Consider the following 23,954-nt stretch of genomic DNA (forward strand, 5'->3'; position numbering starts at 1 on the left):
CTCCGGTAGCCGCGACGATCACTTGATCTCTTCGAGTTCGATGTCGATGCCGAGCGAGCGGATTTCCTTCACGAGTACGTTGAAGGATTCCGGCATGCCCGCGGCCATTTCGTGGTTGCCGTCCACAATGTTCTTGTACATCTGGTTGCGGCCCTGCACGTCGTCCGACTTGACGGTCAGCATTTCCTGCAGGGTGTACGCCGCGCCGTAGGCTTCGAGCGCCCAGACTTCCATTTCGCCGAAGCGCTGGCCGCCGAACTGCGCCTTGCCGCCCAGCGGCTGCTGGGTGACGAGCGAGTACGGACCCGTCGAGCGCGCGTGCATCTTGTCGTCGACGAGGTGGTTCAGCTTCAGCATGTGCATGTAGCCGACAGTGACCGGACGATCGAACGCCTCGCCGGTACGGCCGTCGAAGAGCACCGTCTGGCCGGATTCCGGCAGGTCGGCGAGCTTCAGCATGTGCTTGATCTCGGACTCCTCGGCACCGTCGAACACCGGCGTCGCCATCGGCACGCCGTCGCAGAGGTTGGCGGCCAGGCCGATGATCTCCTGGTCCGACATCGACTTGAGGTCGACGTGGCGAACCGCGCCTTCCGCACCGGCATTGCCGTGGTTGTAGACCTCGTCGAGGAACTCGCGCAGCTTGGCGGGCTTCTCGTTGGCCTGGATCATCGCCTCGATCTTGTGGCCGAGACCCTTCGCCGCCCAGCCGAGGTGAACCTCGAGGATCTGGCCGATGTTCATACGCGAAGGCACGCCCAGCGGGTTCAGCACGATGTCGACCGGACGACCGTCAGCGGAGAACGGCATGTCCTCGACCGGCACGATCATCGACACGACACCCTTGTTGCCGTGACGGCCGGCCATCTTGTCGCCCGGCTGGATACGGCGCTTGACGGCCAGGTAGACCTTGACCATCTTGAGCACGCCCGGCGCGAGGTCGTCGCCCTGGGTGATCTTGCCCTGCTTCTCCTTGAAGCGCTTGTCGAAGTTCTCCTTGTGGCGCTTGACCTGATCGGCCGCGCGCTCGAGGAACTCGGAGACTTCCTCTTCCTTGACGTTGATCTTGAACCAGTCGTCCTTCTTCAGGCCGTCCAGGTAAGCGTCGTCGATGGTCGCACCACGCTTCAGGCCGGCCGGGCCGCTCATCGCCGTCTTGCCGACCAGCTGCGAGCGCATGCGGGCGTAGATCGCGCCCTCGAGGATGCGGTACTGGTCGTCGAGATCCTTGCGGATCCGCTTCAGTTCGGTCTCTTCGATCTGCTTGGCACGCTTGTCCTTCTCGATCCCGTCGCGGGTGAAGACCTGCACGTCGATGACGTTGCCGTCCATGCCCGGGGGCACGCGCAGCGAGCTGTCCTTCACGTCCGAGGCCTTCTCGCCGAAGATCGCGCGGAGCAGCTTCTCTTCCGGGGTCAGCTGGCTTTCGCCCTTGGGCGTGACCTTGCCGACCAGGATATCGCCGGCCTTCACTTCCGCACCGATGTACACGATGCCGGACTCGTCGAGGCGCGCGAGCGCCTGCTCGCCCACGTTCGGGATGTCCGCCGTGATTTCCTCGGCACCGAGCTTGGTGTCGCGAGCGATGCAGGTCAGTTCCTCGATGTGGATCGAGGTGTAGCGGTCTTCCTGGACCACGCGCTCGGAGATCAGGATCGAGTCTTCGAAGTTGTAGCCGTTCCACGGCATGAACGCGACGAGCATGTTCTGGCCGAGCGCGAGCTCGCCGAGGTCGGTCGAGGAACCGTCCGCCAGCGTGTCGCCCACCGCCACCACGTCACCCACGTTCACCAGCGGACGCTGGTTGAGGTTGGTGTTCTGGTTGGAGCGCGTGTACTTGGTCAGCGTGTAGATATCGACGCCGGCGTCGTCGTCGCCCACTTCGGCTTCGTTGACGCGCACGACGATACGGGCCGCGTCGACCTGGTCGATCACGCCGCCGCGACGGGCAGACACGGTCACGCCCGAGTCACGCGCCACGGCGCGCTCGATGCCGGTGCCGACGAGCGGCTTCTGGCTGCGCAGGGTCGGAACGGCCTGGCGCTGCATGTTCGCGCCCATCAGCGCGCGGTTGGCGTCGTCGTGCTCGAGGAACGGCACGAGCGCCGCCGCGACCGACACGGTCTGCATCGGCGAGACGTCCATGTAGTTGATCTCGGCCGACGGACGCAGCTCCGATTCGCCACGGAAGCGGCAGGACACGAAGTCCTCGATGAACTTGCCTTCCTTCGTGAGCGGCGAGTTCGCCTGCGCGATGACGTGGTCGCCCTCTTCGATCGCGGAGAGGTAATCGACCTTGTCGGTGACCTTGCCGTTCTCGACCTTGCGGTACGGCGTCTCGAGGAAGCCGTAGGCATTGGTGCGGGCGTACACGGCCAGCGAGTTGATCAGGCCGATGTTCGGGCCTTCCGGCGTCTCGATGGTGCAGACGCGACCGTAGTGAGTCGGGTGCACGTCGCGGACTTCGAAGCCGGCACGCTCGCGGGTCAGGCCGCCTGGTCCGAGCGCCGATACGCGGCGCTTGTGGGTCACTTCGGACAGCGGGTTGTTCTGGTCCATGAACTGCGAAAGCTGCGACGACCCGAAGAACTCCTTCACCGCCGCCGCAACGGGCTTGGCGTTGATCAGTTCCTGCGGGGTCAGGCCCTCGGATTCGGCCAGCGACAGGCGCTCGCGAACCGCGCGCTCGACGCGGACGAGACCGATGCGGAAGGTGTTCTCCGCCATTTCGCCGACCGAACGCACGCGGCGGTTACCCAGGTGATCGATATCGTCGACCGTGCCGGTACCGTTGCGGATGTCGATGAGCACGCGCAGCACGTCGAGGATGTCCGACGTCTCGCCCTGCTCGGCGACCAGACGCTGGGATTCCTCTTCCTTGCGCTCGGCGAAGTACTTGTGGTCGTACAGCACGCCCGGGCCGATGACGTCCTTGCGGCCGACACGACGGTTGAACTTCATGCGGCCGACGGCCGAGAGGTCGTAACGGTCGAAGGTGAAGAACAGGTTGAAGAACAGGTTCTGCGCGGCGTCCTTGGTCGGCGGCTCGCCCGGACGCATCATCCGGTAGATTTCGACCAGGGCCTCGAGCTGCGTGCGCGTGTTGTCGATGCGCAGCGTGTTCGAGATGTACGCACCGCGGTCGAGGTCGTTCACGTAGAGCGTCGGCACCGTTTCGATGCCCGCCTTGCGGAAGCGCTCGAGGTGCTCGAGGGTGAGCTCGTCGTTGGCCGCGGCGATGATCTCGCCGGTGTCCTTGTCGACCATGTCGATCGCGACGATGCGGCCGACCGGGTAGTCGTCCGGCACTTCGAGCGTGGCGATCTTCTCGTTGGCGAGCTGGCGGACGTGGCGCGCCGTGATGCGCTTGCCGGCTTCGACCAGCACCTTGCCGTCGATCATGAGATCGAACGAGAGGGTTTCACCGCGCAGGCGCTCGGCGACGAGGCCGAGCGTGACGGCGCCCTTCTTGCCCAGGTGGAACACGTTGTGCTCGAAGAAGATGCTCAGCATCTCTTCGTTCGTGTAGCCGAGCGCGCGCAGCAGCACCGTCACCGGCAGCTTGCGGCGACGATCGATACGCGTAAACAGCGCGTCCTTCGGATCGAACTCGAAGTCGAGCCACGAACCGCGATACGGAATGACACGGGCCGAGAACAGCAGCTTGCCCGAGCTGTGCGTCTTGCCGCGGTCGTGGTCGAAGAACACGCCCGGGGAACGGTGCAGCTGCGAGACGATGACGCGCTCGGTGCCGTTGATGATGAAGGTGCCGGTCTCGGTCATGAGCGGGATCTCGCCCATGTAGACCTCCTGCTCCTTCACGTACTTCACGGCCTTCTTGGAGGCCGGGCTGTCCTTGTCGTAGATGACCAGGCGGACAGTCGTGCGCAGCGGCGCGCCGAACGTCATGCCGCGGTTGCGGCACTCGCGCTCGTCGAACGCCGGCTCGCCGAGCCGGTAGTCCACGTATTCGAGGGCAGCGTTGCCCGAGTAGCTGGAAATCGGGAACACCGACTTCAGGGCGGCGTGCAGGCCCTTGTCCTCGCGCGCCTTGGGGTTCACCTGCTCCTGCAGGAATTCCTTGTACGAGTCGGTCTGGATCGTCAGCAGGTTGGGCACGCCCAGCACGGGGGGCCGCTTGCCGAAGTCCTTACGGATGCGCTTCTTCTCGGTAAACGAGTAGGTCATGGTGGGTACCGCCTCGGTTCGGTAATGGGTCGATCAAAGAACGGGTAAATCGAAAATCGGAGATCGGGATTCGTACCGCAGGACAAGACGCTGCCCTCGACTCCCGATGTCCCATTTCCGACGGAACGGAGCATGGAACGATGGAACATGGCCTATGGAACGGCCAAAGCCCGGGGGCTTACGCCCCCAGGCTCGCTTGACGCTATGTCGAACAACCGGCGCGCAAGGCGCCGATTACTTGAGTTCGACCGTGGCGCCGGCAGCTTCGAGGTCCTTCTTGAACTTCTCGGCATCTTCCTTCGAAGCCGCTTCCTTCACGACGCCACCGGCCTCGGTGAGGTCCTTGGCTTCCTTCAGGCCCAGGCCGGTGATGGCGCGGACGGCCTTGATCACGTCGACCTTCTTGTCGCCGGCCGACTTCAGGATCACGTCGAACTCGGTCTGCGCTTCGGCGGCCGGAGCGGCAGCGCCGCCGGCAGCGGCGACGGCAACCGGAGCGGCAGCCGACACGCCGAAGGTGTCTTCGATCGACTTCACCAGTTCCATGATTTCCGTCAGGGACTTGGCCTTGATGGCTTCAACGATCTGTTCGGTGGTCAGGGTGGACATTGTTTCTTACCTTCTGAAATGGGGTTTCGAATGAAAAAGTCGAGGCGCAGATCAGGCTTCGGCCGGGGCTTCGGCGGCGACGTCGCCACCGCCCTGCTTGTCCGCAACGGCCTTGATGGCGCGAGCGAACATCGTGACCGGCTCGGCCAGCACGCGGGCCAGCATGGCCAGGGCCTCTTCGCGGGTCGGCAGCGATGCGAGCACGTCGACGTGCGCGGCATCGAACAGCTTGCCCTCGATGGAGACGACCTTCGGCTTGAGCTTGTCGTTGGTCTTCGCGAATTCCTTGATCAGGCGGCCAGCGGCGCCCGGTTCCTCGGTCGAGAACGCATAGAGCAGCGGACCGACCAGGGCGTCTTGGACGACCTCGAATTCGGTACCGGCCACGGCACGTGCGGCGAGGGTGTTCTTGACGACTTTCAGGAACACACCCGACTCACGAGCCTTCTTGCGCATCGCGGTCATCTGGGTAACCGTGGTGCCCGCGTATTCCGCGGCGACCAAGGAGTGAGCCTTCGCGGCGACTTCTGCCAGCTCGGCGACTACTTCTTGCTTCTGGGACAGGTTAAGGGCCACATTGCACTCCTCTCTGTGAACTCCGCTCACGACTCCTGCCGCTTGCGGTCCTGGGCGACATCGTCCTGACGTCGGGGATGCGCGCATCCCGGGTGGTGGCCTTTCCAGATTCGAAACGAATACCAGAAGGGGCTGCACCATCTACGCAGGCTGGAGCCATGCAGGCCTCCGATTAAGCGAACCCGCTGCCGACGACGGCGTTTCCTTGCCAACACGAGCTCCCTGCCCGTCGTCGTCGCGCGCTTTTCGCGCCTACGGTCTTTGACGGCTGCCCCGATAACTAAACCAGGGCTGCCCTCAAAAACGTGCCCGCGCCGGCCGTGCCGGCGAGGGTCGTAACACTTACTTGGTCGAGGTGTTCACGGTCGAGGTATCGACCGGCACGCCCACGCCCATGGTGCTCGACAGCGACACCTTCTGGATGTACTGACCCTTCGCCGCGGAAGGCTTGGCCTTCAGCAGATCAGCGATCAGCGCATTGAGGTTGTCCGCCAGCTGGGCGGCTTCGAAGCTCGCCTTGCCGATGGTGGCGTGGATGATGCCGCCCTTGTCGTTACGGAACTTGACCTGGCCGGCCTTGGCGTTCTTGACCGCCGTGGCGACGTCGGCCGTGACCGAGCCATCCTTCGGGTTCGGCATCAGGCCGCGGGGACCGAGCACCTGGCCGAGCTTACCGACGACGCGCATGGCGTCCGGCGTGGCGATGACGCGACCGTAGTTGAGGTCGCCCGCCTGCATCTTCTCGGCGAGGTCGTCCATGCCGACGGCGTCCGCACCGGCCGCGAGGGCCGCATCGGCCTTCTCACCCGGGGGAACGAACACGGCGACGCGAACGGTCTTGCCGGTGCCGTGCGGCAGCAGCGAGGAACCGCGAACACCCTGGTCCGACTTCTTCGCGTCGATGCCGAGGCGGACGGAGACGTCCACCGACTCGGCGAACTTCGCCTTGGCGTTGTCCTTGACGATCTTCAGCGCCTCGTCGAGACCATAGGTCTTGCCGGGCTGCACGGCGGCCGTCGCGGCCTTCATACGCTTCGTGAGCTTTGCCATGTCTTAACCCTCCACTACCAGGCCCATGGAACGCGCGCTGCCGGCGATCGTACGCACGGCGGCATCCAGATCGGCAGCCGTGAGATCCGGCTCCTTCTGCTTCGCGATTTCCTCGAGCTGGGCGCGGGTGACCTTGCCCACCTTGTCGGTGTTCGGCTTCTGCGAGCCCTTGGCCACGCCCGTGATCTTCTTGAGGAGGATCGAGGCCGGCGGGGTCTTCGTGATGAAGGTGAAGGTACGGTCCGAGTAGGCCGTGATCACGACCGGGATCGGGAGACCCGGCTCGAGCTTCTGCGTGGCGGCATTGAACGCCTTGCAGAACTCCATGATGTTGAGGCCGCGCTGACCGAGCGCCGGACCGACCGGCGGCGACGGGTTGGCCTGACCGGCCTTCACCTGCAACTTGATGTAACCAATGACTTTCTTTGCCATGTAGCTTTCCTCGCGAGTGCTGGCGCCTTGCGGCTCCTCGCTGTAGACCGTCCCTGGAGGGTGGTAGGCCCGCGCCTGCGAACCCCTGAAACACGGACACGCCGGAGCACAAGACTCCAGCGTGAACCGGGCATTATAGGCTCCTCACACGGCGTATGCAAACGTCGTGCCGGAGGGCTGGCCGAGGCCAGCCAGAGGCCTTCGTCAGGCCTTCTCCACCTGGCCGAACTCGAGCTCGACCGGGGTAGAACGACCGAAAATGAGGACCGCGACGCGCAGGCGGCTCTTTTCGTAATTGACTTCCTCGACGACGCCGTTGAAGTCGTTGAAGGGACCTTCGGTGACGCGGACCATCTCGCCGGGCTCGAAGAGGACCTTCGGCCGCGGCTTTTCCACACCTTCGCGCACGCGGCTCAGGATGGCATCGGCCTCGGTGTCGCGGATCGGGTGGGGACGGTCGGCGGTGCCGCCGATGAAGCCCATGACCTTCGGGGTTTCCTTGACCAGGTGCCAGCACTCGTCGTCGATGCGAGGGGTCTTGCCGCTCGTATCGGTCTCGATCTGGACCAGGACGTAACCGGGGAAGAACTTGCGCTCGCTGCGACGCTTCTGGCCGCCGCGCATCTCGATGACTTCCTCGGTCGGAACCAGGATTTCACCGAACTTCTCTTCCATGCCCTCGCGCTTGACGCGCTCTTCCAGGGCCTTACGAACCTGCTGCTCGAACCCCGAATAGGCGTGAACCACGTACCAGCGCTTGCTCATGCCTTACCTCAATGTCCGAGCTTAAGCAGCCAATCGAGCACGATCGACTTCAACAACCAGTCGATGAGGCCCATCAGCAGCGAAAGAATGACGACAACCACCAGGATGACACCGGTGGTCTTCAGTGTTTCGTCGCGGCTCGGCCAGACGACCTTGCGCATTTCGAACTGCGACTCGGCGACGAAGCCACGCAGCTTGCGACCCGGGACCGTGAAGGCCGAGATGGCCAGCGCCGCCGCCACGGCGACGATAACGCCAGCAACCCGCGCAAACGACGGCACGCTCGGGTTGTCGCTGAAATAGTAGAAACCGACGATGCCGGCGACGAGCACGACCAGCGCAAGCGCCAGCTTGCCGAGATCGGCCGGGCCCATACCCTTGGCTTCTTGTGCCTTCGTATTCATGCGCACTCGGGAGTGGCACGCCAGGAGGGACTCGAACCCCCAACCTGCGGTTTTGGAGACCGCTGCTCTGCCAATTGAGCTACTGGCGTACAAGTGAAACAGTGGAACCGCGAGGGCGGGCGGTCGATGACCTGCCCGCCCCGCGACCGGCTGCCAGCCCCGAAGGACCGGCGTCGTTCTTTCTTACTTGATGATCTTCGCGACCACGCCGGCGCCGACGGTGCGGCCACCTTCGCGGATGGCGAAACGCAGGCCTTCGTCCATCGCGATCGGGAAGCCCAGCGTGACGCTGATCTTCACGTTGTCGCCCGGCATCACCATCTCGGTGCCTTCCGGCAGCTTGATCGAACCGGTCACGTCCGTGGTACGGAAGTAGAACTGCGGACGATAGTTGCTGAAGAACGGCGTGTGACGGCCACCCTCGTCCTTGGACAGGATGTACACCTCACCCTCGAACTCGGTGTGCGGCGTGACCGAACCCGGCTTGGCCAGCACCTGGCCACGCTCGACGTCTTCACGCTTCAGACCGCGGACCAGCACGCCGACGTTGTCGCCAGCCTGACCCTGGTCGAGCAGCTTGCGGAACATCTCCACGCCCGTGACCGTGGTGGTCTGGGTGTCGCGCAGGCCCACGACTTCCGCCGCGTCGCCCACCTTGACGATGCCGCGCTCGACACGACCGGTCAGCACCGTGCCGCGACCGGAGATCGAGAACACGTCTTCCACCGGCAGCAGGAACGGCTTGTCGATGTCACGCTGCGGCTCCGGGATCCAGCTGTCGAGCGCGTCGACCAGCTTGATGATCGAGGGCACGCCGATTTCCGACTGGTCGCCGTCCAGCGCCAGACGCGCCGAACCGTGCACGATCGGGGTGTCGTCGCCCGGGAACTCGTACTTCGACAGCAGCTCGCGCACTTCCATCTCGACGAGCTCCAGGAGCTCGGCGTCGTCGACCATGTCGGCCTTGTTCAGGAACACCACGATGTACGGCACGCCGACCTGGCGCGAGAGCAGGATGTGCTCGCGCGTCTGCGGCATCGGGCCGTCAGCGGCCGAGCACACCAGGATCGCACCGTCCATCTGGGCGGCACCGGTGATCATGTTCTTCACATAGTCCGCGTGGCCCGGGCAATCGACGTGACCGTAGTGACGGTTCGGCGATTCGTATTCCACGTGTGCGGTCGAGATCGTGATACCGCGCGCCTTCTCTTCCGGCGCCGCGTCGATCGAACCGTAGTCCTTGAACTCGCCGCCGAAACGCTCGGCGCCGATCTTCGTCAGGGCAGCCGTGAGCGTGGTCTTGCCGTGATCGACGTGACCGATGGTGCCGACGTTGACGTGCGGCTTCTTACGTTCGAACTTACCCTTTGCCATGAGCGCTAAACTCCGCTGGAGCCAATGAGATAGTAAAAAAAGGAACCGCCGCGGACGACGAAGATGGTGCTCATGACTGGAATCGAACCAGCGACCTCTTCCTTACCAAGGAAGTGCTCTACCGACTGAGCTACATGAGCACGTGACGCAACGCGCGTAGAAACAATGGAGCGGGAGACGGGAATCGAACCCGCACAATCAGCTTGGAAGGCTGAAGTTCTACCATTGAACTACTCCCGCACTGCGCGGAACTCGTCTGGTGGAGGAAGGTGGATTCGAACCACCGAAGGCGTAAGCCAGCAGATTTACAGTCTGCCCCCGTTGGCCGCTTGGGTATTCCTCCAACAAAGAACGCCTATTGTCGCGAGCGTCCGGGGGACTGTCAATAACTTCTGCACAAAGTTTGCCGCTTCATCGCTCCGCGGGCCTCTCGCCGCTATAGCGGCTCCCACAGTCCGATTTCAGGCGTCCCGCGTCGCGAGCACCAGCGGCTCCATCGCGCGCGACATCTCCATGAGCTTCATCGCGTATTCCTGGAGGCGAAGGTCCTTCTCTTCCACCGGCTTCCACGGCGGCACCGGCGTGGGCTTGCCCCCATCGGGCTTGTCCAGGGCCACGAAGACCATGACGCAGCTGGTGGCGAGGCGCTGTTCGCCGCTGCGGAGCTCCCGGGCGAGGACGTCCACGGCCAGGTGCATGCTCGATGTGCCGGTATGGATCAGACGGGCGCGGACGGTCACCAGGTCGCCGATGAGGATCGGCGCCAGGAACTGGATGCCGCTCACCGATGCGGTGACGCAATAGGCGCCACTCCAGCCGACGGCGCAGGCGTAACCTGCCTGATCAAGCCACTTCATGGCCATGCCGCCGTGGACCTTGCCGCCGAAGTTCACGTCGGTGGGCTGGGCCAGGAAACGGAATTCGACCTCGCGCTGGGTGCCGGGCATGGCGTGACCTTTCTGGAGAAAGTCTCATTATGACGGTCTGGCGGCTTGTCGGACTGCCCGGGGCGGCATAGATTCGCTGCATATAGCCGGGAGTGCCCCGATGGTCCTTCGCAGCGTCGCCACGCGACTCGCCCTGGGCGTTCTCCTGGGCTCGGCGCTCGTGCTGATCGTCACGGGCGGATTAATGCTGTCGCATACGCGGGAGCAGATCCTCGACCAGACCGAGCAGGAAGCGTCCGCCGTCTCCGGCTGGGCCGCGACGCGAATCCAGGGCCGGCTGGACAACGTGTCCAGGGTGCCTCGGGTGCTTGCCGGGCTGCTCGCCACGCGACGCGACGAGGCCCCTGCCCTCATCCGCGACACCCTCGCCGTCAATCCCGAGCTGGTCGACATCAGCGCCGCCTTCATTCCCCGGAACACGGCCGCCCCGCGCCCGGTCGATGCCCCGGTGGCCCGACGGGCCATCGACGGCGGCCTCAGCATGGGCAGCCGTCTCGACGATCCGGAGGTCTATTGGACCTCGCCCTGGTTCGTCCGCGGCCTGAACTGCGATCGCGGGTGCTGGCAGGCACCGTTCCACTCGGTCGGGCGCAGCGACACGTTGGTGAGCTACTCGGTGGCCATTCCGGGGACTGACCGCCCGGTGATCGGCGTGGCGGACGCGACCATCAGCCTGGGCTGGCTGCAGAAACTGCTGGGTGAGTTGAACAAGCCTGAACATGCCTCGGCCTTCGTCGTGGACGCCAACGGCGTCTTCCTTGCCCACGACTGGACGTCGTACGTAGGCACGCGCGGCAGCAAGCCCTTCCGCGCGGCGCTTTCCGAAGGACGTAATCCCGTGCGGATCACGCCGGAAATGGGCGGCCGGGTCAGCGAGCCTGTCTGGGTCTACTTCGTGGCGATTCCCGGAACGACCTGGACCTTCGGCCTGACCATGCCCGAACGCGAGGTGTTCGCCGATCTTCGCCGTACCTATTACGTCGATATCCTCCTGGGACTCCTCGCCCTGGCAGGCGTCTCGCTCATCGCGCTGATCATCACCCGGCGCCTGATGGCGCCCCTGGCGATCCTCTCCGACCGCGCGGACGACGTGGCGCGGGGCCACCTCGACTTCCCCCTGCCCCAGGTCCGGCGCAGGGACGAAGTGGGCCGGCTCACCCGGGCCTTCGACCAGATGCGCCACCAGCTCTCGGGCCATATCGACACGGCGAAGCAGATCGCCCGCGAGCAGGAGCGCATGGCCAGCGAGCTGGAGATCGCCCGGCAGATCCAGCTCGCCCTCATCCCCGAGCCGCATTGGCTGGCCGCCGACGGTCGGGTCGAGGTGCACGCGGCACTGCGTCCGGCGAGCGCCGTGGGCGGCGACCTGTATACCTACTTCACGCTCGGTGCGAAGCACGTGTGCGTGATGGTCGGCGACGTATCCGACAAGGGCATTCCTGCCGCCCTGTTCATGGCCCGCACGATCACCCTCGCCCGCACGCTCGCCACCCATGCGCGCTCGCCCAGCGAAATACTGGGCGCGCTCAATCGCGAATTGTGCAAAGGCAATGACACCTGCATGTTCGTCACCCTCCTCTGCGGCGTCGTGGAGACCGAGACCGGCCTCCTCTCCCTCGCCAGCGCGGGGCACGAGCAACCGGTCCTCCACGCGGGCGGCAGCGCCACCCTCGTCGATGTCGAAACGGGCCCGGCGCTCGGCCTGGACCCGGAAGCAAGGTACCCTGTGCGGGTACTTACGTTGCTGGGGGGAGACACCGTGCTCATGTACACCGACGGCGTCAGCGAGGCGCATGCCGCCAACCAGCGCCTGTACGGGACGCACGCCATCCTGGACAGCGTCTCGCGCATCGAGGAAGGCGCCACGCCCGACACGTACGTGGACCGGGTCCTAGGCGACGTCGATGCCTATATCGACGGCGCGCCCGCTTACGACGACATCGCGCTGCTCGTCCTCACCTGGCACGACACCGGCGCCAAGGGAGTCCGCTTCGATGCGGTTGCGCATTCCTAACCGGCTCGAGGACGTGTTCCTCGCGCTGGACAGGGCCGAAGGCACGCTCGATCGCGCCGAGGTCGACGCATCCTGTCGCGCGGATGTGCGCCTGGTGCTCGAGGAGCTCCTGGTGAACACCGTGCGGCATGGCTATCCCGATGGCAGGGACGGAAGCATCGAGATCCGGCTCGAGATCGCTGCCGACGTGGTGCACCTCGAATTGCGCGACGACGCGATGCCCTTCGATCCGCTGCAGCACGAACCGCCCGATTTGCCGGGAGACATCGCGCGACGCGAGATCGGCGGCCTCGGCCTCCACCTCGCCCGCAGCATCGCCAGCGATTTCCACTATGCACGCGACGCACACGGCAACCGTGTCGTCATCCGCTTCGACCCTTCCGACGAGCCAGCCACATGACCCTCATCGTCCGCAGCGAAAGCCCCACCACCGACCGCAGCACCGTGTGGCTGGAAGGCCGGCTCGACGCGGCGACCTACGCGGCTTTCGACGAAGCGCTGCGAGACATCACGCCACTCGTGGACAACGGCGGCACGCTGGTGATCGACCTGTCCGGCCTGGATTACATCAGCAGCGCGGGCCTGCGCAGCCTCGCCCAGTTACGCAGGCAGTTGCACGACCGCGACGGCCGCACCCTGCTCCTCAATCCGCAGCCGCAGGTGAAGAAGGTCTTCGACATCGTCAAGGCGGTGCCGGTCGCCGAGGTGTTCGCCAACGTGGGCGAACTCGACCAGTACCTCGACCACATGCAGCGGCAGATGACCTCGCCGGGCGGTTGAAGCAAAGACCGGAGCCATCTCCGCTGGCGGCCCAGGATGCGCCGCTCATCCCGGAAGACACGCCTCTGGCCCCGTTTTGGATGTGACCGCCTGGACGACCCCGGCAGAATGGCCCGGCATCGTCCATCGAGGGTCATTCATGCGATTCCCCGCGCCAATCGCGCTCTCCCTGGCCATCGCGGCCGCCCTTGGCCTCGCATCGCCGGTTCGCGCCGCGGCGGACAACGACGCGCATGCGCTCGTCGAGCGCGCGCTGAAGGCCATGGGCCAGCAGCACGACCTGCACCAGGCGGCCAGCCTGCGCACCGACACCATCAATGCATCGTGGGACATCGTCGAATTCGACCATGCCGACGCGCCTTACGTTTTCCAGGGTGCGTCGAGCGCCACGCAGATCGACGATCTTCGCGGCGGACGGCGCCTGACCGACGAAAGCCAGATCGGCGCCGGCGCGGCACCCGCATCGTTGCACACGCGCATCCTGCGCACGCCCACGGAGGAACGCACGGACCTGGTCTTCAACGGGCATCCTCCGCGGACCACGCGACTCGATGCGGCACCGGCCTGGAACATGGACGAACCCATCGCCGTCCTGCTCGCCGCGGTGAAAGCCCAGGACCTCGTGCGCGACGCCGATGCCTCGCCGCACGGCATCCCGCAGCATGTGGTGTCCTTCCAGGCCGGCGGCTACCCCGTGCGCGTCTTCATCGACGCGGTCACCGACCTGCCGAGCGCCATCGAGAGCACGCGCGTGCTGCGTCGCGCAACGGGGGAGGACATCGCCTATAACGCCCTCGGTGATATCCAGGACCGCACGGATTTCATGAATTACGCCGTGTTCGGTGGCGTTCGCTATCCCGTCCAGTCGGACCTTTACCGCAACGGCGTGCTCTTGCGGACGAGCGTTCGTGCGGACGTGCAGGTGGAGGATGCGCTCGACGCGAAGGCCTTCGACATGCCGCCCAGCGAGGTTGCCTTGTCGCATGTCACCGTCGACGACCTCGCTCTTGGCCAGCCCGTCGGTTTCGCTCCGAACCCGCACGCACCGATCTCGGAAATCGCTGCCGGAATCGTGCAGGTGCCTGGCTCGTGGTTCAGCACCATCGTGCGTCAGGACGACGGCCTCGTGATCATCGATGCGCCCATCTCCGACGCCTATTCACGCAAAGTCCTGGACGAGGCGTCGCGGCGCTTCCCCCACGTACCGGTGAAGGCCCTGGTCACCTCGACGGCGTTCTACTGGCACGTGGCCGGCGTGCGCGAATACGTCGCGCGGGGCATTCCCATCTATGTGCGCGACCGCAACGAGGCGACGATCCGGAAGATCCTTTCCGCGCCGCATACGCTCGTTCCCGACACGCTGGCCCTGCATCCGAAAACGCCCGACATCCGACCGGTGTCGACGGCCACCGCCATCGGCCGCGGCCACAATGCCATCGTCCTCTATCCCATCTCTCAGGGAGAGCAACCGATGGAGATGACCTGGATCGCCGACGCCCGCCTGCTGCACACGGGCGAGATGCTCATGCCCCTGGGACCGAACGGCGCGTTGGTCCAGCCGGAGGCGTTGTTCGAAGCCGAGCGCTCGATCGAAGCGACGCCGATCCCGACGAAGGGGCTGCGGATGATCGGCATGCACATGCGGCCGACTGATTGGGCAGTACTAGTGAAGGCCGTCAGCGACGCGGGCCTATAGGCTCAGACGTTGAAGCGGAAGTGCAGCACGTCGCCTTCCTTGACGAGGTACTCCTTGCCTTCCAGGCGCAGGCGGCCGGCTTCCTTCGCGCCCTGCTCGCCCTTGAACTTGATGTAGTCGTCGTAAGCGACCGTTTCCGCGCGAATGAAGCCGCGCTCGAAGTCCGTGTGGATGACTCCTGCGGCCTGCGGCGCGGTGGAACCCGCGCGCACCTGCCACGCGCGGACTTCCTTCTCACCCGCCGTGAAGTACGTCTGCAAACCCAGCAACCGGTAGCCGGCGCGGATGACACGGTTCAGGCCCGGCTCGTCGAGGCCCAGGTCCTTGAGGAATTCGTCGCGGTCGGCGTCGTCGAGCTGGGCGAGTTCTTCCTCGATGGCGGCGCACACCGGCACGACTTCCGCGCCTTCCTGCAACGCATGGGCGCGGACGGCATCGAGGTGCGGGTTGTTCTCGAAGCCGTCTTCCGCGACGTTCGCGATGTACATCAGCGGCTTCATGGTGATCAGGAACATGTCGCGGACCAGCGCCTTCTCCTCGGCGTCGAGCCCCGCGGAGCGGGCCGACTTGCCCTGGTCGAGCGTCTTCGCGAGCTTCTCCAGCACAGGCTTGCGCGCGAGCGCGTCCTTGTCGTTGGCCTTGGCCGAGCGCGTGGCGCGGTCCAGTGCCTTCAGCACGGACTCGAGGTCGGCGAGGGCGAGTTCGGTGTCGATGGTTTCGATGTCGGCGATCGGGTCGACCTTGTTCGCGACATGGATGACGTTGCCATCCTCGAAACAGCGCACGACATGCGCGATGGCGTCCGTCTCGCGGATGTGCGCGAGGAACTTGTTGCCGAGGCCTTCGCCCTTCGACGCGCCTGCCACGAGGCCCGCGATGTCGACGAATTCCATGGTGGTCGGAATCACCCGCTGCGGCTTCACGATCGCCGCCAGCTCGTCCAGGCGCGGATCCGGCACGGGCACGATGCCGGTGTTCGGCTCGATCGTGCAGAACGGGAAGTTGGCGGCGGCGATGCCAGCCTTGGTCAGCGCATTGAAGAGGGTGGACTTGCCGACGTTAGGCAGGCCGACGATGCCGCATTTGATGCCCATGGCGAATCTGTGTCCGAGTGGAGTGGAGGTGGGTCAGTCGACCGTGTGCAGGCGTTTCATCGCCTCTTCGAACTTGCCGTCCAGCGCCAGCGGCAGCACGTCGAACGCGCGCCCGATGCCGTGCATGATGGCGTCCTCGTCGGCCGCGCTCGGGCGACCGAGCACCCACGGGGTGACCTTGTCCTTGTGCCCCGGGTGGCCGATGCCGACCCGCAGGCGATGGAACTTGCCGTGGCCCAGGTGGGCCATGATGTCGCGCAATCCGTTCTGGCCACCGTGGCCGCCGTCGAACTTCATGCGAACGGTGCCGGGCGGGAGGTCCAGTTCGTCGTGGGCGACGAGGCACTCCTCCGGCGCGATCTTGTAGTAACGCAGCGCCGAGGCGACGGCGAGGCCGCTCTTGTTCATGAACGTGGCGGGCTTGAGCAGCCAGACGGTTTCGCCGGCGATGCGCAGCTTGCAGGTTTCCCCGTGCAGCTTGCCGTCGAAGGCCCAACGCTCCCCCTGGTCCATGGCCAGCGCATCGACGCACCAAAACCCGGCGTTATGCCGGGTCCTGACGTATTCGGCCCCGGGGTTGCCGAGGCCGACGATAAGACGAAGTGTCGCCATGATTCATGTGGGAGCCGCCATGGCGGCTCCCACAGGGTCCCTCTTACTTCTTTTCGTCGGTCGGGGCTTCGCCACCCTCGGCGGCTGCCGGATCGACTTCTTCCTGGATCGAGGCCACCGTGACGACGGCGACGTCGTGCTCCTTGCCAAGGCCCAGTTCCGGGATTTCCACACCGGCCGGCAGCTTGAGGTCGGACAGGTGGATGATGTCGCCGGCCTTCAGGTCGGCCAGGTCGAGTTCGATGAACTCCGGCAGGTTGCCCGGGAGGCAGGCGACCGTCACTTCCGTCAGGTTGTGCGAGATCACCAGACCGGCGGTCTTGCCGGCGGGGGACTTCTCCTGGTTCAGGAAGTGCACCGGAACGGCGACGCGGATGGTCTCGTTCTCGTTAACGCGCTGGAAGTCCATGTGCAGCATGAGCTGCTTGAACGGGTGCTTCTGCCAGTCCTTGATCAGGACCTTCTGGAGCTTGCCGTCGACGGTCAGGTCGATCACCGACGAGTAGAACGACTCATAGCGCGAGCCGAGCAGCACGTCGTTGTGGAGGACCTGGATCGCCTGCGGGGCTTCGCCCGCGCCGTACACGATCGCCGGCACGTAGCCAGCAATGCGAAGGCGGCGGCTCGCACCCTTCCCTTCCACACTGCGGCTCGTAGCCGTGAGCTGATGATTGGTAGCCATTGGTGTTGCCTCAAGTAAACCGCCTCGCGGCGGTGGGTAATGGACTCCCCCGCGACCAGGGGAGCCCGAAAAAGCGATGGGTCAGTCGATGTAGAGCGAGCTCACCGATTCGCCGAAGGCGATGCGGCGGATCGTCTCCGCGAGCAGTTCCGCGACCGACAACTGGCGGATTTTCGCACAGTTACGGGCGTTGTCGCGCAACGGCAGCGTGTTGGTCACCACCAGTTCGTCGAGCTGGGAGTGCTCCACGTTGTCGATCGCGGCTCCCGAGAGCACCGGATGGACGCAGTAGGCGACGACCTTGCGGGCACCCTTCTCCTTCAGGGCGACCGCGGCGGCGCAAAGGGTACCGGCGGTATCGACGATGTCGTCGACCAGCACGCAGGTCTTGCCTTCCACGTCGCCGATGATGTTCATGACCGTGGCCACGTTCGCCTTCGGGCGGCGCTTGTCGATGATGGCCAGGTCGGCGTCGTCGAGGCGCTTGGCGAGCGCACGCGCACGCACCACGCCGCCGACGTCCGGGCTGACCACGATCAGGTCGTCCATGCTGTGGTGACGCCAGATGTCGGCCAGGAGCACCGGCGAGGCGTACACGTTGTCCACAGGGATGTCGAAGAAGCCCTGGATCTGGTCGGCGTGCAGGTCGATCGTGAGCACGCGGTCGGCACCGGCCGTGGCGATCATCTTCGCCGCCAGCTTCGCCGTGATCGGCACGCGCGCCGAGCGCGGGCGACGATCCTGCCGGGCATAGCCGAAATACGGCATGACCGCGGTGACGCTGCCGGCCGAGGCGCGCTTGAGCGCATCCGTCAGCACCAGCAGGTCGAAGAGGTTCTCCGCGCTGGGCGCGCCCGTCGGCTGGATGACGAACACCTCCTGCTTACGTACGTTCTCCTCGATCTCGATCTGCGCCTCACCGTCGCTGAACCGGCCGATGAGGGCCTTGCCCAGCGGGATACCGAGACGGGCGGCGACATCGTCGGCGAGCGCGCGGTGCGCGTTGCCGCTGAACAGCATCGGGGTGGACGTATCCACGAGGGAACTCCTGGCGTCTAGAGTGGGTTGGTTCGTCATTGCCACCGCGAGGTGGCTGGGGCGGCAGGATTCGAACCTGCGCATGCGGGAATCAAAATCCCGTGCCTTAACCAGCTTGGCGACGCCCCAACAATTCGTTCCGGCGAGCCATCCGGCCCACCATGGCTTTGCCGCAGCCCGCGGCCCTACCCGTCCTTACGACACGATGTCCCTCGCCCCGATCCGGTTCCGCGCCAACAGCAGCGGCGACGGATCGACACCCGCCGCCACGTGGGCCGTGAAGCTCCCGGGGCAGCGCGAGGCGACGCCAAGCGCCGCCTCGTGGGTTCTCGTTTCCATGAAGACGCAGCCGCCGCTACCGGTCAGGCGCGCATGGCCGAAGCCACCGAGCCAGTCCAGCGCCGCGGCCACCCGCGGATGGCGCGCACGAACCACCGGTTCGAAGGCGTTTTCCGTCGTATCCCCGGAAACAAAGGACGAAATTGTCGCCCGCGGGGCAGTACGTGTCAATTCGGGCGCCGCGAACAGCGCGGCCGTCGGGACGTGTTCGTGGGGGTCCACGACCACGTACCAGCGCCGCGGGAGGCGCATCGGCGTGAGGCGTTCGCCCACCCCCTCGGCCCAGGCGGAGCGGCCGCGCACGAAGACGGCGACGTCGGCGCCGAGCCTGGCACCCATGGCCGCGAGCGCGTCCTCGTCGAGCCCGGTTTCCCACAGGGCATTGAGACCCACCAGCACGCTGGCGGCATCGGAGCTGCCGCCGCCGAGCCCTCCCCCCAGGGGGATGCGCTTGGCGACGGCTATCTCGGCGCCCAGGGGCGTCCCGGTCTCGGCGGCCAGCAGGCGGGCCGCGCGCACCGTCAGGTCGGCGTCCTCGGGCACCCCCGCGACGGGCGTCGGCCGTGCGATGACTCCGTCCGCGCGCACGCGCAGGCGAACTTCGTCGCCCCAGTCGAGGAGGCGGAAGACCGTCTGCAGGTCGTGGTAGCCGTCATCGCGGCGTCCGACGATGCGCAGGAACAGATTGAGCTTGGCCGGTGCCGGCCAGACGGTCCAGTCACCCTCGGCCAGCGGCACCAGCGGGCGGCTCATGAACACGCGCAGGTGGTCGGGAAAGCCATTCTCGCGGTCGCGCGCCAGGGCCTCCGCGAACCGCGGGGCGTGCTTGTCGACGACGACGAAGCCGTGCTTCGCATAGAACGGCGCGTTCCAGGGAACGTCGGCCAGGGTGCCGAGCGTGACTTCGGCATACCCCGCTTCGCGTGCCCAGGTGCAGGCATGTTCGAGGAGCGCCGCGCCGATCCCCCGGCCGCCGAACGCCGGCAGCACGTCGATCTCGGCGACGCCGATGACGTCGGTTCCTTCCGGGGAAAGACAGACGAAGCCGACCACGCCCTCGTCCACGGCGGCGACCCATACGAGGCCGCGCGATATCAGCTCGCGGACCGTGTCGACGGGCAACGCCATGCCCGAGTACGACGGCCACGCCTCATGCCCGCGAAAGAGTTCCACCGCGACGCGCTCGATGGCGCACAGGCGCTCGGCATCGTCGTCGCGGGCGCGGGTGATGGTGAAATGCATCGCGGAGAGCCAGAAATCGTAAGGCGCGGAGTATAGCGAGACAGCGCTGGCGGTCCGCGCTGCCCGGTGGGTCATTGCGACACGAATGCCCGCTATCGCGGGATCGCCGACAGGGTCGGCTCCCACCAGGCAGGGATCTGGATCTCAGGTCTAGTTGCCGAAGGTCCAGTCCTCGATCGAGAGGCGCACTTTGTAGGGCGCTTTCTCCGCGAACACCCGGGATGGCATGGGTGGCTGGCTCGTCGCGTCCCACTGCCGGTAGTCGACCGTCCAGCCGTCCTGCACGATGCGCGAGGGCAAGCGGTCGGCGCCGAAGGCGATGTCGGCGGCGCCACCGTCGGCACGGAGGCCTAGGACCCACCGCTTCAGTTCGACCATGGGGATCTGCCAACCCACCGCGCTCGCCATCAGCGACTCGGCATCCGGCCCGCGGCGAGGGCCGCCATCCAGTCCCTCGAGTTCGGCACCGTCCGGGCCGCCGGTGAGGCGAAAGCTGCGTCCGGTAACCGGTGCGCGCACGGTGAATTCGTAGCGCTCGCCATCCTGTCGCCAGGTGAGGCCGCCCGAGCCGGAGTCCTTGCCGTTGGAGACGGAGAGCCGGCCTTCCAGCGTCCAGTGGTCGGAGTCGGCCAGGGCTTTCTCGCGTTGTTCCTGCAAGCCGAGGGTTGCGGGGTCGCCGGCTTGGTGGATGGGGGGGCGGGTGGTCGCGCAGGCGGCGAGCAGGAGCACCGACAGGATGGCGAGGAGGCGATTCGTTCTACGGAGCATGAGGGTCCCATGGCGGCCGCGCTTAGCAGGAATCGCCGACAGGGTCGGCTCCCACCGAGCAAGCGCCGACAGGATCGGGTTCCAGCGGGCTGGAACCGGGGGCTTATAGGGATCGCTCAAGGCTGCAGTTTCCGCTCGGTCTTTTCCAGGGCGGCGTTTTTCGGGTCGATGCGGCGCACCTCGTTGAGCAGTTTTCGCGCCTCGTCGTGGCGGCCGCGGGTCCACAGCACCTCCGCGAGGTGCACACCGATGTCGCCGTCCTTGCGCTGGGCCCACGCGCTGCGCAAGGTGCTTTCCGCCTGGTCGAGCTGGCCCTGTCGGAACTTCAGCCAACCCCACGAGTCCGCAACGGAGGGATCGTCCGGCCGCGCCGCTCGGGCGGCCTGGATCAAGCTCTGTGCCTCGGTCAGGTCGCGATCGTTGTCCGCCAGGGTGTAACCCAGCGCGTTGCTCGCCTCGATGTCGCCGGGCTTGAGTTCCAGCACTTTGCGGAAGTCGGCGACGGCGGCGTCGACACGGCCGGCTTCCGCGTATGCGAGCCCGCGGCTGTACAACACGTCGGGGTCGTCAGCCTTCACCCGGAGCGCCTTGTCGTATGCGGCCGCGGCCGCGTCGAACTGGCGGGCATCCATGTACAGCTCGCCATCGAGCGCGAAGGCCTTGAGCAGCTGCTCGGGCCGGTCGGCGTACGTCGTCTGCAGCTCGGCCACGATCTCGTGGGCGTCATTGTCCTTGCCCTGCAGGTGCAGCACCACGGCACTGCGCACCGAGGCGTCGAAGATGCGCGGGTCGTCGTCGCCCACCGCGGCGTACCAATCCAACGCGTCTTCCTGCTTGCCGAGCAACTCCGCCAACTGACCGAGCGTGAAGGCGTTTTCCGTTTGCACGTCATCGGGGCGCCGGCGAATCTCGTCGTAGAGCCGGCGGATCGCCGGCTTGTCGTCGGAGTGAGCCGCGAGGCTGAGGCGCATCGCGTAGGTGTCGGTGTTCTGGGCGCCGGTGGAGAGGAGCTTCGTCGCCGCGGCCCGGTCGTCCAGCTGAACGAGCAAGGCCGCGTACGCCATGCGCAGGCGCGCGTTCTTCGGATCGCGCTCCACCGCGCGGGCGAACAGCTTCCTCGCCCCCGCCTTGTCGCCAGCCTGGAAGGCGCGCTGTCCGGCCCACGCGTAGGTCGTGCCGTTATGGAACCGGGCGAGTGCGGCATCGCCGATCGTCTTCGCGTAGTCGTGGCGACCCAGGTTCTCACCGAGCTCGCTCATCGCCAGCCAGGCGGAAGAATCATTCGGCAGCCGCTGCGGCGTGGCGATCCGCTCGAGCAGCAGGCCTGCCTGGGCAGAGTCGCGGCCGCTGGCGAGGATGCGCCCGAATTCCCGCCATGCATCAGGATCGCCGGTCGCCACCAGGGCCTCGAGCTGGCGCTGGGCTTCCGCGGTGTCGCCACGGTCGAGGGCCATGCGGGCCCGGGCCGAGGCCAGTTCGACCGGCCGGGCACCGAGCGCGGCCCAACGCGCCACCGCCGTGGCGGCGGCCGCCTGATCGTGCACGGCGAGGGCCAGTTCCGTCGCGCGGGCGGCCACCTTGGGATCGTCGCTAAGGACGGTGGCTCGGCCGTAGGCGTCCGAGGCGGCCTTGAGATCGCTGGCGGCCAGGGCGAAATCCCCCGCCATCAGCTGGGCCTGGAGGTCGCGCTCGGGCGGCACGATCGCCACGTTCAGGCGGTCCAGCGGCTGCACGCCCGTCCGGGTGGCCTTGGGCGCCTCGGTGGGCTGCATCGTGGCGCATCCGGCCAGCGCCGCCACCGCGGCCAGGACCACACATTGCCGCATTCGCTTGAACTTGGACCGACCGCTCAGCACACTACTCTCCATCTTTCCCGTTAGGCACCTGCAAGCGCCGGGCGCCTTGCAGGGGGCACAATGCGCCCTTAGCTTAGCCGACGCCACCCAAGCCGACCTCAGCCCGTCATGCCACTCATCGCCCTCGGGCTCAATCACCTCACCGCGCCGGTCAGCCTGCGCGAGCAGGTGGCATTCGACGCCGCGGTGGCACCCGAGGCGCTGGGCGACCTCACCCGCCAGCCGGGGATCGAGGAGGCGATGATCCTCTCCACCTGCAACCGTACCGAGCTGTACTGCAGCGTGGCGGAAGGTTTCGAGACGGTGCCGGGCCAGTGGCTGTCGCGCCAGCACCGATTGACCCCGCAACGCCTCGACGAGTTCCTTTACCGCCACGACGAACAGGACGCCGTGCGCCACATGTTCCGCGTGGCGACAGGCCTGGATTCGATGGTGCTGGGCGAGCCGCAGATCCTCGGCCAGGTGAAAGAGGCCTACCAGCAGGCCCGCTCGGCGCAGAGCCTGCGAGCGCCGATGGAGCGCCTGCTCCAGCACACGTTCGCGGTGGCGAAGCGCGTGCGCACCGATACCCGGATCGGCGCGCACACCGTGTCGGTGGCGTACACGGCCGTGCGGCTGGCCGAGCAGGTCTTCACCGACCTGCGCCAGGCCTGCGTGCTGCTCATCGGTGCCGGCGAGACGATCGAGCTCGCGGCGCGCCACCTCGCCGACAAAAACGTCCGCCGCCTCATCGTCGCCAACCGGACGCTGGAGAACGCGCAGGAACTGGCCGGCCGTTATGCCGGCTATGCCATTTCCCTGGCCGACCTGCCCCGGCACCTCGCCGAGGCGGACATCGTCATCACTTCCACGGCGTCGCGCCTGCCGGTGGTGACGCGGGCCATGGTCTCGGACGCGATCGCCGCGCGCCGTCGCAGGCCGATGTTCATGGTCGACATCGCCGTGCCGCGCGACATCGAGCCGGAGGTTGCGACGCTGGACGACGTCTACCTCTATGGCATCGACGACCTGAAGCAGGTCATCGACGAAAACCGCCGCTCGCGCGAACTGGCCGCCCGCGAAGCGGACGCCATCATCGACCTCCAGGTCGCGCGGTACATGGCCTGGCGCCGCGCCCTCAACCTGCGCAACCCCGCCGTGGACCTGCGCGTGGCCGCCGAGGCGCAGCGCGACGAGGTACTGGCCAAGGCGCAAGCCATGCTCGCGAAGGGCCGGCCCGCCGAGGAAGCCCTCGTCTTCCTGGCCAATACGCTGACCAACAAGCTGCTGCACACCCCCAGCGCGCGCCTGCGCGACGCCGCCATGGCAGGCGACCTCGAGCTGCTCCACGCCGCCGGCCGCTTGTACGGGCTGGACCCGGACGACGACGTTTCAGCATGATGTGCGGCCCCTTGTAGGAGCCGCCATGGCGGCGAGGGGAACCTACGCCACGGCTCCATGCCTCCGTTGGCTTCTCGCCGCTATAGCGGCTCCCACCATGTTGACCGA

21 protein-coding genes and 5 tRNA genes are annotated in these 23,954 nt (G+C 66.3%); 5 read left to right on the plus strand and 21 right to left on the minus strand.

What is annotated here, in order from left to right:
* Positions 1-18: 18 nt before the first annotated feature.
* The 13 genes from rpoB to ACQKIE_RS12970 form a co-directional block, all read right to left on the minus strand.
* Positions 19-4,188, minus strand: a complete 4,170-nt coding sequence (gene rpoB / locus ACQKIE_RS12910; protein ID WP_427459669.1) for a DNA-directed RNA polymerase subunit beta — start codon at positions 4,186-4,188, stop codon at positions 19-21.
* Positions 4,189-4,422: 234 nt separating this feature from the next.
* Positions 4,423-4,797 (minus strand): 50S ribosomal protein L7/L12, encoded by a 375-nt coding sequence (gene rplL, locus ACQKIE_RS12915; RefSeq protein ID WP_427459671.1) that lies wholly within the window; start codon positions 4,795-4,797, stop codon positions 4,423-4,425.
* A 51-nt stretch (positions 4,798-4,848) separates the two neighbouring features.
* Positions 4,849-5,373 (minus strand): 50S ribosomal protein L10, encoded by a 525-nt coding sequence (gene rplJ / locus ACQKIE_RS12920; RefSeq protein ID WP_427459673.1) that lies wholly within the window; start codon positions 5,371-5,373, stop codon positions 4,849-4,851.
* A 342-nt stretch (positions 5,374-5,715) separates the two neighbouring features.
* Complete coding sequence (gene rplA, locus ACQKIE_RS12925; protein WP_427459675.1) at positions 5,716-6,423, minus strand: 50S ribosomal protein L1; 708 nt, start codon at positions 6,421-6,423, stop codon at positions 5,716-5,718.
* Positions 6,424-6,426: 3 nt separating this feature from the next.
* Positions 6,427-6,855 (minus strand): 50S ribosomal protein L11, encoded by a 429-nt coding sequence (rplK, locus tag ACQKIE_RS12930; protein WP_045829444.1) that lies wholly within the window; start codon positions 6,853-6,855, stop codon positions 6,427-6,429.
* Between the two features lie 204 nt (positions 6,856-7,059).
* Positions 7,060-7,620, minus strand: coding sequence for a transcription termination/antitermination protein NusG (gene nusG / locus ACQKIE_RS12935; RefSeq protein WP_427459677.1), 561 nt, complete (start codon positions 7,618-7,620; stop codon positions 7,060-7,062).
* Between the two features lie 8 nt (positions 7,621-7,628).
* Positions 7,629-8,024: a preprotein translocase subunit SecE gene (secE, locus tag ACQKIE_RS12940; protein WP_427459679.1), complete on the minus strand. Its 396-nt coding sequence runs from the start codon at positions 8,022-8,024 to the stop codon at positions 7,629-7,631.
* Positions 8,025-8,037: 13 nt separating this feature from the next.
* Positions 8,038-8,113 (minus strand) — tRNA-Trp (locus ACQKIE_RS12945).
* Positions 8,114-8,207: 94 nt separating this feature from the next.
* The gene (gene tuf, locus ACQKIE_RS12950; protein ID WP_427459681.1) at positions 8,208-9,398 is read right to left on the minus strand and encodes an elongation factor Tu; all 1,191 of its coding nucleotides are present in this window, start codon (positions 9,396-9,398) and stop codon (positions 8,208-8,210) included.
* 64 nt (positions 9,399-9,462) lie between these two features.
* A tRNA-Thr gene (locus tag ACQKIE_RS12955) sits at positions 9,463-9,538 on the minus strand.
* A gap of 26 nt (positions 9,539-9,564) precedes the next feature.
* A tRNA-Gly gene (locus ACQKIE_RS12960) sits at positions 9,565-9,638 on the minus strand.
* Positions 9,639-9,655: 17 nt separating this feature from the next.
* Positions 9,656-9,741, minus strand: a tRNA-Tyr gene (locus tag ACQKIE_RS12965).
* Positions 9,742-9,859: 118 nt separating this feature from the next.
* Positions 9,860-10,345 carry an acyl-CoA thioesterase gene (locus tag ACQKIE_RS12970; protein ID WP_427459683.1) on the minus strand — a complete coding sequence of 162 codons (486 nt, stop codon included), beginning with the start codon at positions 10,343-10,345 and terminating at the stop codon, positions 9,860-9,862.
* Positions 10,346-10,445: 100 nt separating this feature from the next.
* On the opposite strand from ACQKIE_RS12970, the gene ACQKIE_RS12975 reads away from it, so the two are divergent.
* The 4 genes from ACQKIE_RS12975 (at position 10,446) to ACQKIE_RS12990 (ending at position 14,835) form a co-directional block, all read left to right on the plus strand.
* Entirely contained in the window at positions 10,446-12,359 is a 1,914-nt protein-coding gene (locus ACQKIE_RS12975) for a SpoIIE family protein phosphatase (protein ID WP_427459685.1), read from the plus strand.
* Positions 12,340-12,759: an ATP-binding protein gene (locus ACQKIE_RS12980; protein WP_427459687.1), complete on the plus strand. Its 420-nt coding sequence runs from the start codon at positions 12,340-12,342 to the stop codon at positions 12,757-12,759. The genes ACQKIE_RS12975 and ACQKIE_RS12980 overlap by 20 nt, the downstream gene beginning before the upstream one ends.
* On the plus strand, positions 12,756-13,139 hold the full coding sequence (locus ACQKIE_RS12985; RefSeq protein WP_427459689.1) for an STAS domain-containing protein: 384 nt from the start codon (positions 12,756-12,758) through the stop codon (positions 13,137-13,139). Before ACQKIE_RS12980 ends, ACQKIE_RS12985 begins: the two co-directional genes overlap by 4 nt.
* A gap of 139 nt (positions 13,140-13,278) precedes the next feature.
* Positions 13,279-14,835 carry a hypothetical protein gene (locus ACQKIE_RS12990; RefSeq protein WP_427459691.1) on the plus strand — a complete coding sequence of 519 codons (1,557 nt, stop codon included), beginning with the start codon at positions 13,279-13,281 and terminating at the stop codon, positions 14,833-14,835.
* A 2-nt stretch (positions 14,836-14,837) separates the two neighbouring features.
* Here ACQKIE_RS12990 and ychF read toward each other — a convergent pair whose 3' ends face one another.
* From ychF to ACQKIE_RS13030, 8 genes are all read right to left on the minus strand, one after another.
* Positions 14,838-15,929: a redox-regulated ATPase YchF gene (gene ychF / locus ACQKIE_RS12995; RefSeq protein ID WP_427459693.1), complete on the minus strand. Its 1,092-nt coding sequence runs from the start codon at positions 15,927-15,929 to the stop codon at positions 14,838-14,840.
* A 33-nt stretch (positions 15,930-15,962) separates the two neighbouring features.
* On the minus strand, positions 15,963-16,541 hold the full coding sequence (gene pth / locus ACQKIE_RS13000) for an aminoacyl-tRNA hydrolase (RefSeq protein WP_427459695.1): 579 nt from the start codon (positions 16,539-16,541) through the stop codon (positions 15,963-15,965).
* Positions 16,542-16,584: 43 nt separating this feature from the next.
* Positions 16,585-17,223, minus strand: coding sequence for a 50S ribosomal protein L25/general stress protein Ctc (locus tag ACQKIE_RS13005; protein ID WP_427459697.1), 639 nt, complete (start codon positions 17,221-17,223; stop codon positions 16,585-16,587).
* An 81-nt stretch (positions 17,224-17,304) separates the two neighbouring features.
* Positions 17,305-18,261 (minus strand): ribose-phosphate diphosphokinase, encoded by a 957-nt coding sequence (locus ACQKIE_RS13010; protein ID WP_427459699.1) that lies wholly within the window; start codon positions 18,259-18,261, stop codon positions 17,305-17,307.
* Positions 18,262-18,313: 52 nt separating this feature from the next.
* Positions 18,314-18,390 (minus strand) — tRNA-Gln (locus ACQKIE_RS13015).
* Positions 18,391-18,456: 66 nt separating this feature from the next.
* Entirely contained in the window at positions 18,457-19,842 is a 1,386-nt protein-coding gene (ispE, locus tag ACQKIE_RS13020; RefSeq protein WP_427459701.1) for a 4-(cytidine 5'-diphospho)-2-C-methyl-D-erythritol kinase, read from the minus strand.
* A 150-nt stretch (positions 19,843-19,992) separates the two neighbouring features.
* Positions 19,993-20,610 carry a lipoprotein insertase outer membrane protein LolB gene (gene lolB, locus ACQKIE_RS13025; protein WP_427459704.1) on the minus strand — a complete coding sequence of 206 codons (618 nt, stop codon included), beginning with the start codon at positions 20,608-20,610 and terminating at the stop codon, positions 19,993-19,995.
* 116 nt (positions 20,611-20,726) lie between these two features.
* Positions 20,727-22,382: a tetratricopeptide repeat protein gene (locus tag ACQKIE_RS13030; protein ID WP_427459706.1), complete on the minus strand. Its 1,656-nt coding sequence runs from the start codon at positions 22,380-22,382 to the stop codon at positions 20,727-20,729.
* A gap of 192 nt (positions 22,383-22,574) precedes the next feature.
* Between ACQKIE_RS13030 and hemA the strand changes: the two genes are divergently transcribed.
* Positions 22,575-23,846 carry a glutamyl-tRNA reductase gene (hemA, locus tag ACQKIE_RS13035; protein ID WP_427459708.1) on the plus strand — a complete coding sequence of 424 codons (1,272 nt, stop codon included), beginning with the start codon at positions 22,575-22,577 and terminating at the stop codon, positions 23,844-23,846.
* Positions 23,847-23,954 lie beyond the last annotated feature (108 nt).

Origin of the sequence: Luteibacter sp. NPDC031894, from assembly GCF_050273135.1 — a bacterium.
GTDB lineage: Bacteria > Pseudomonadota > Gammaproteobacteria > Xanthomonadales > Rhodanobacteraceae > Luteibacter.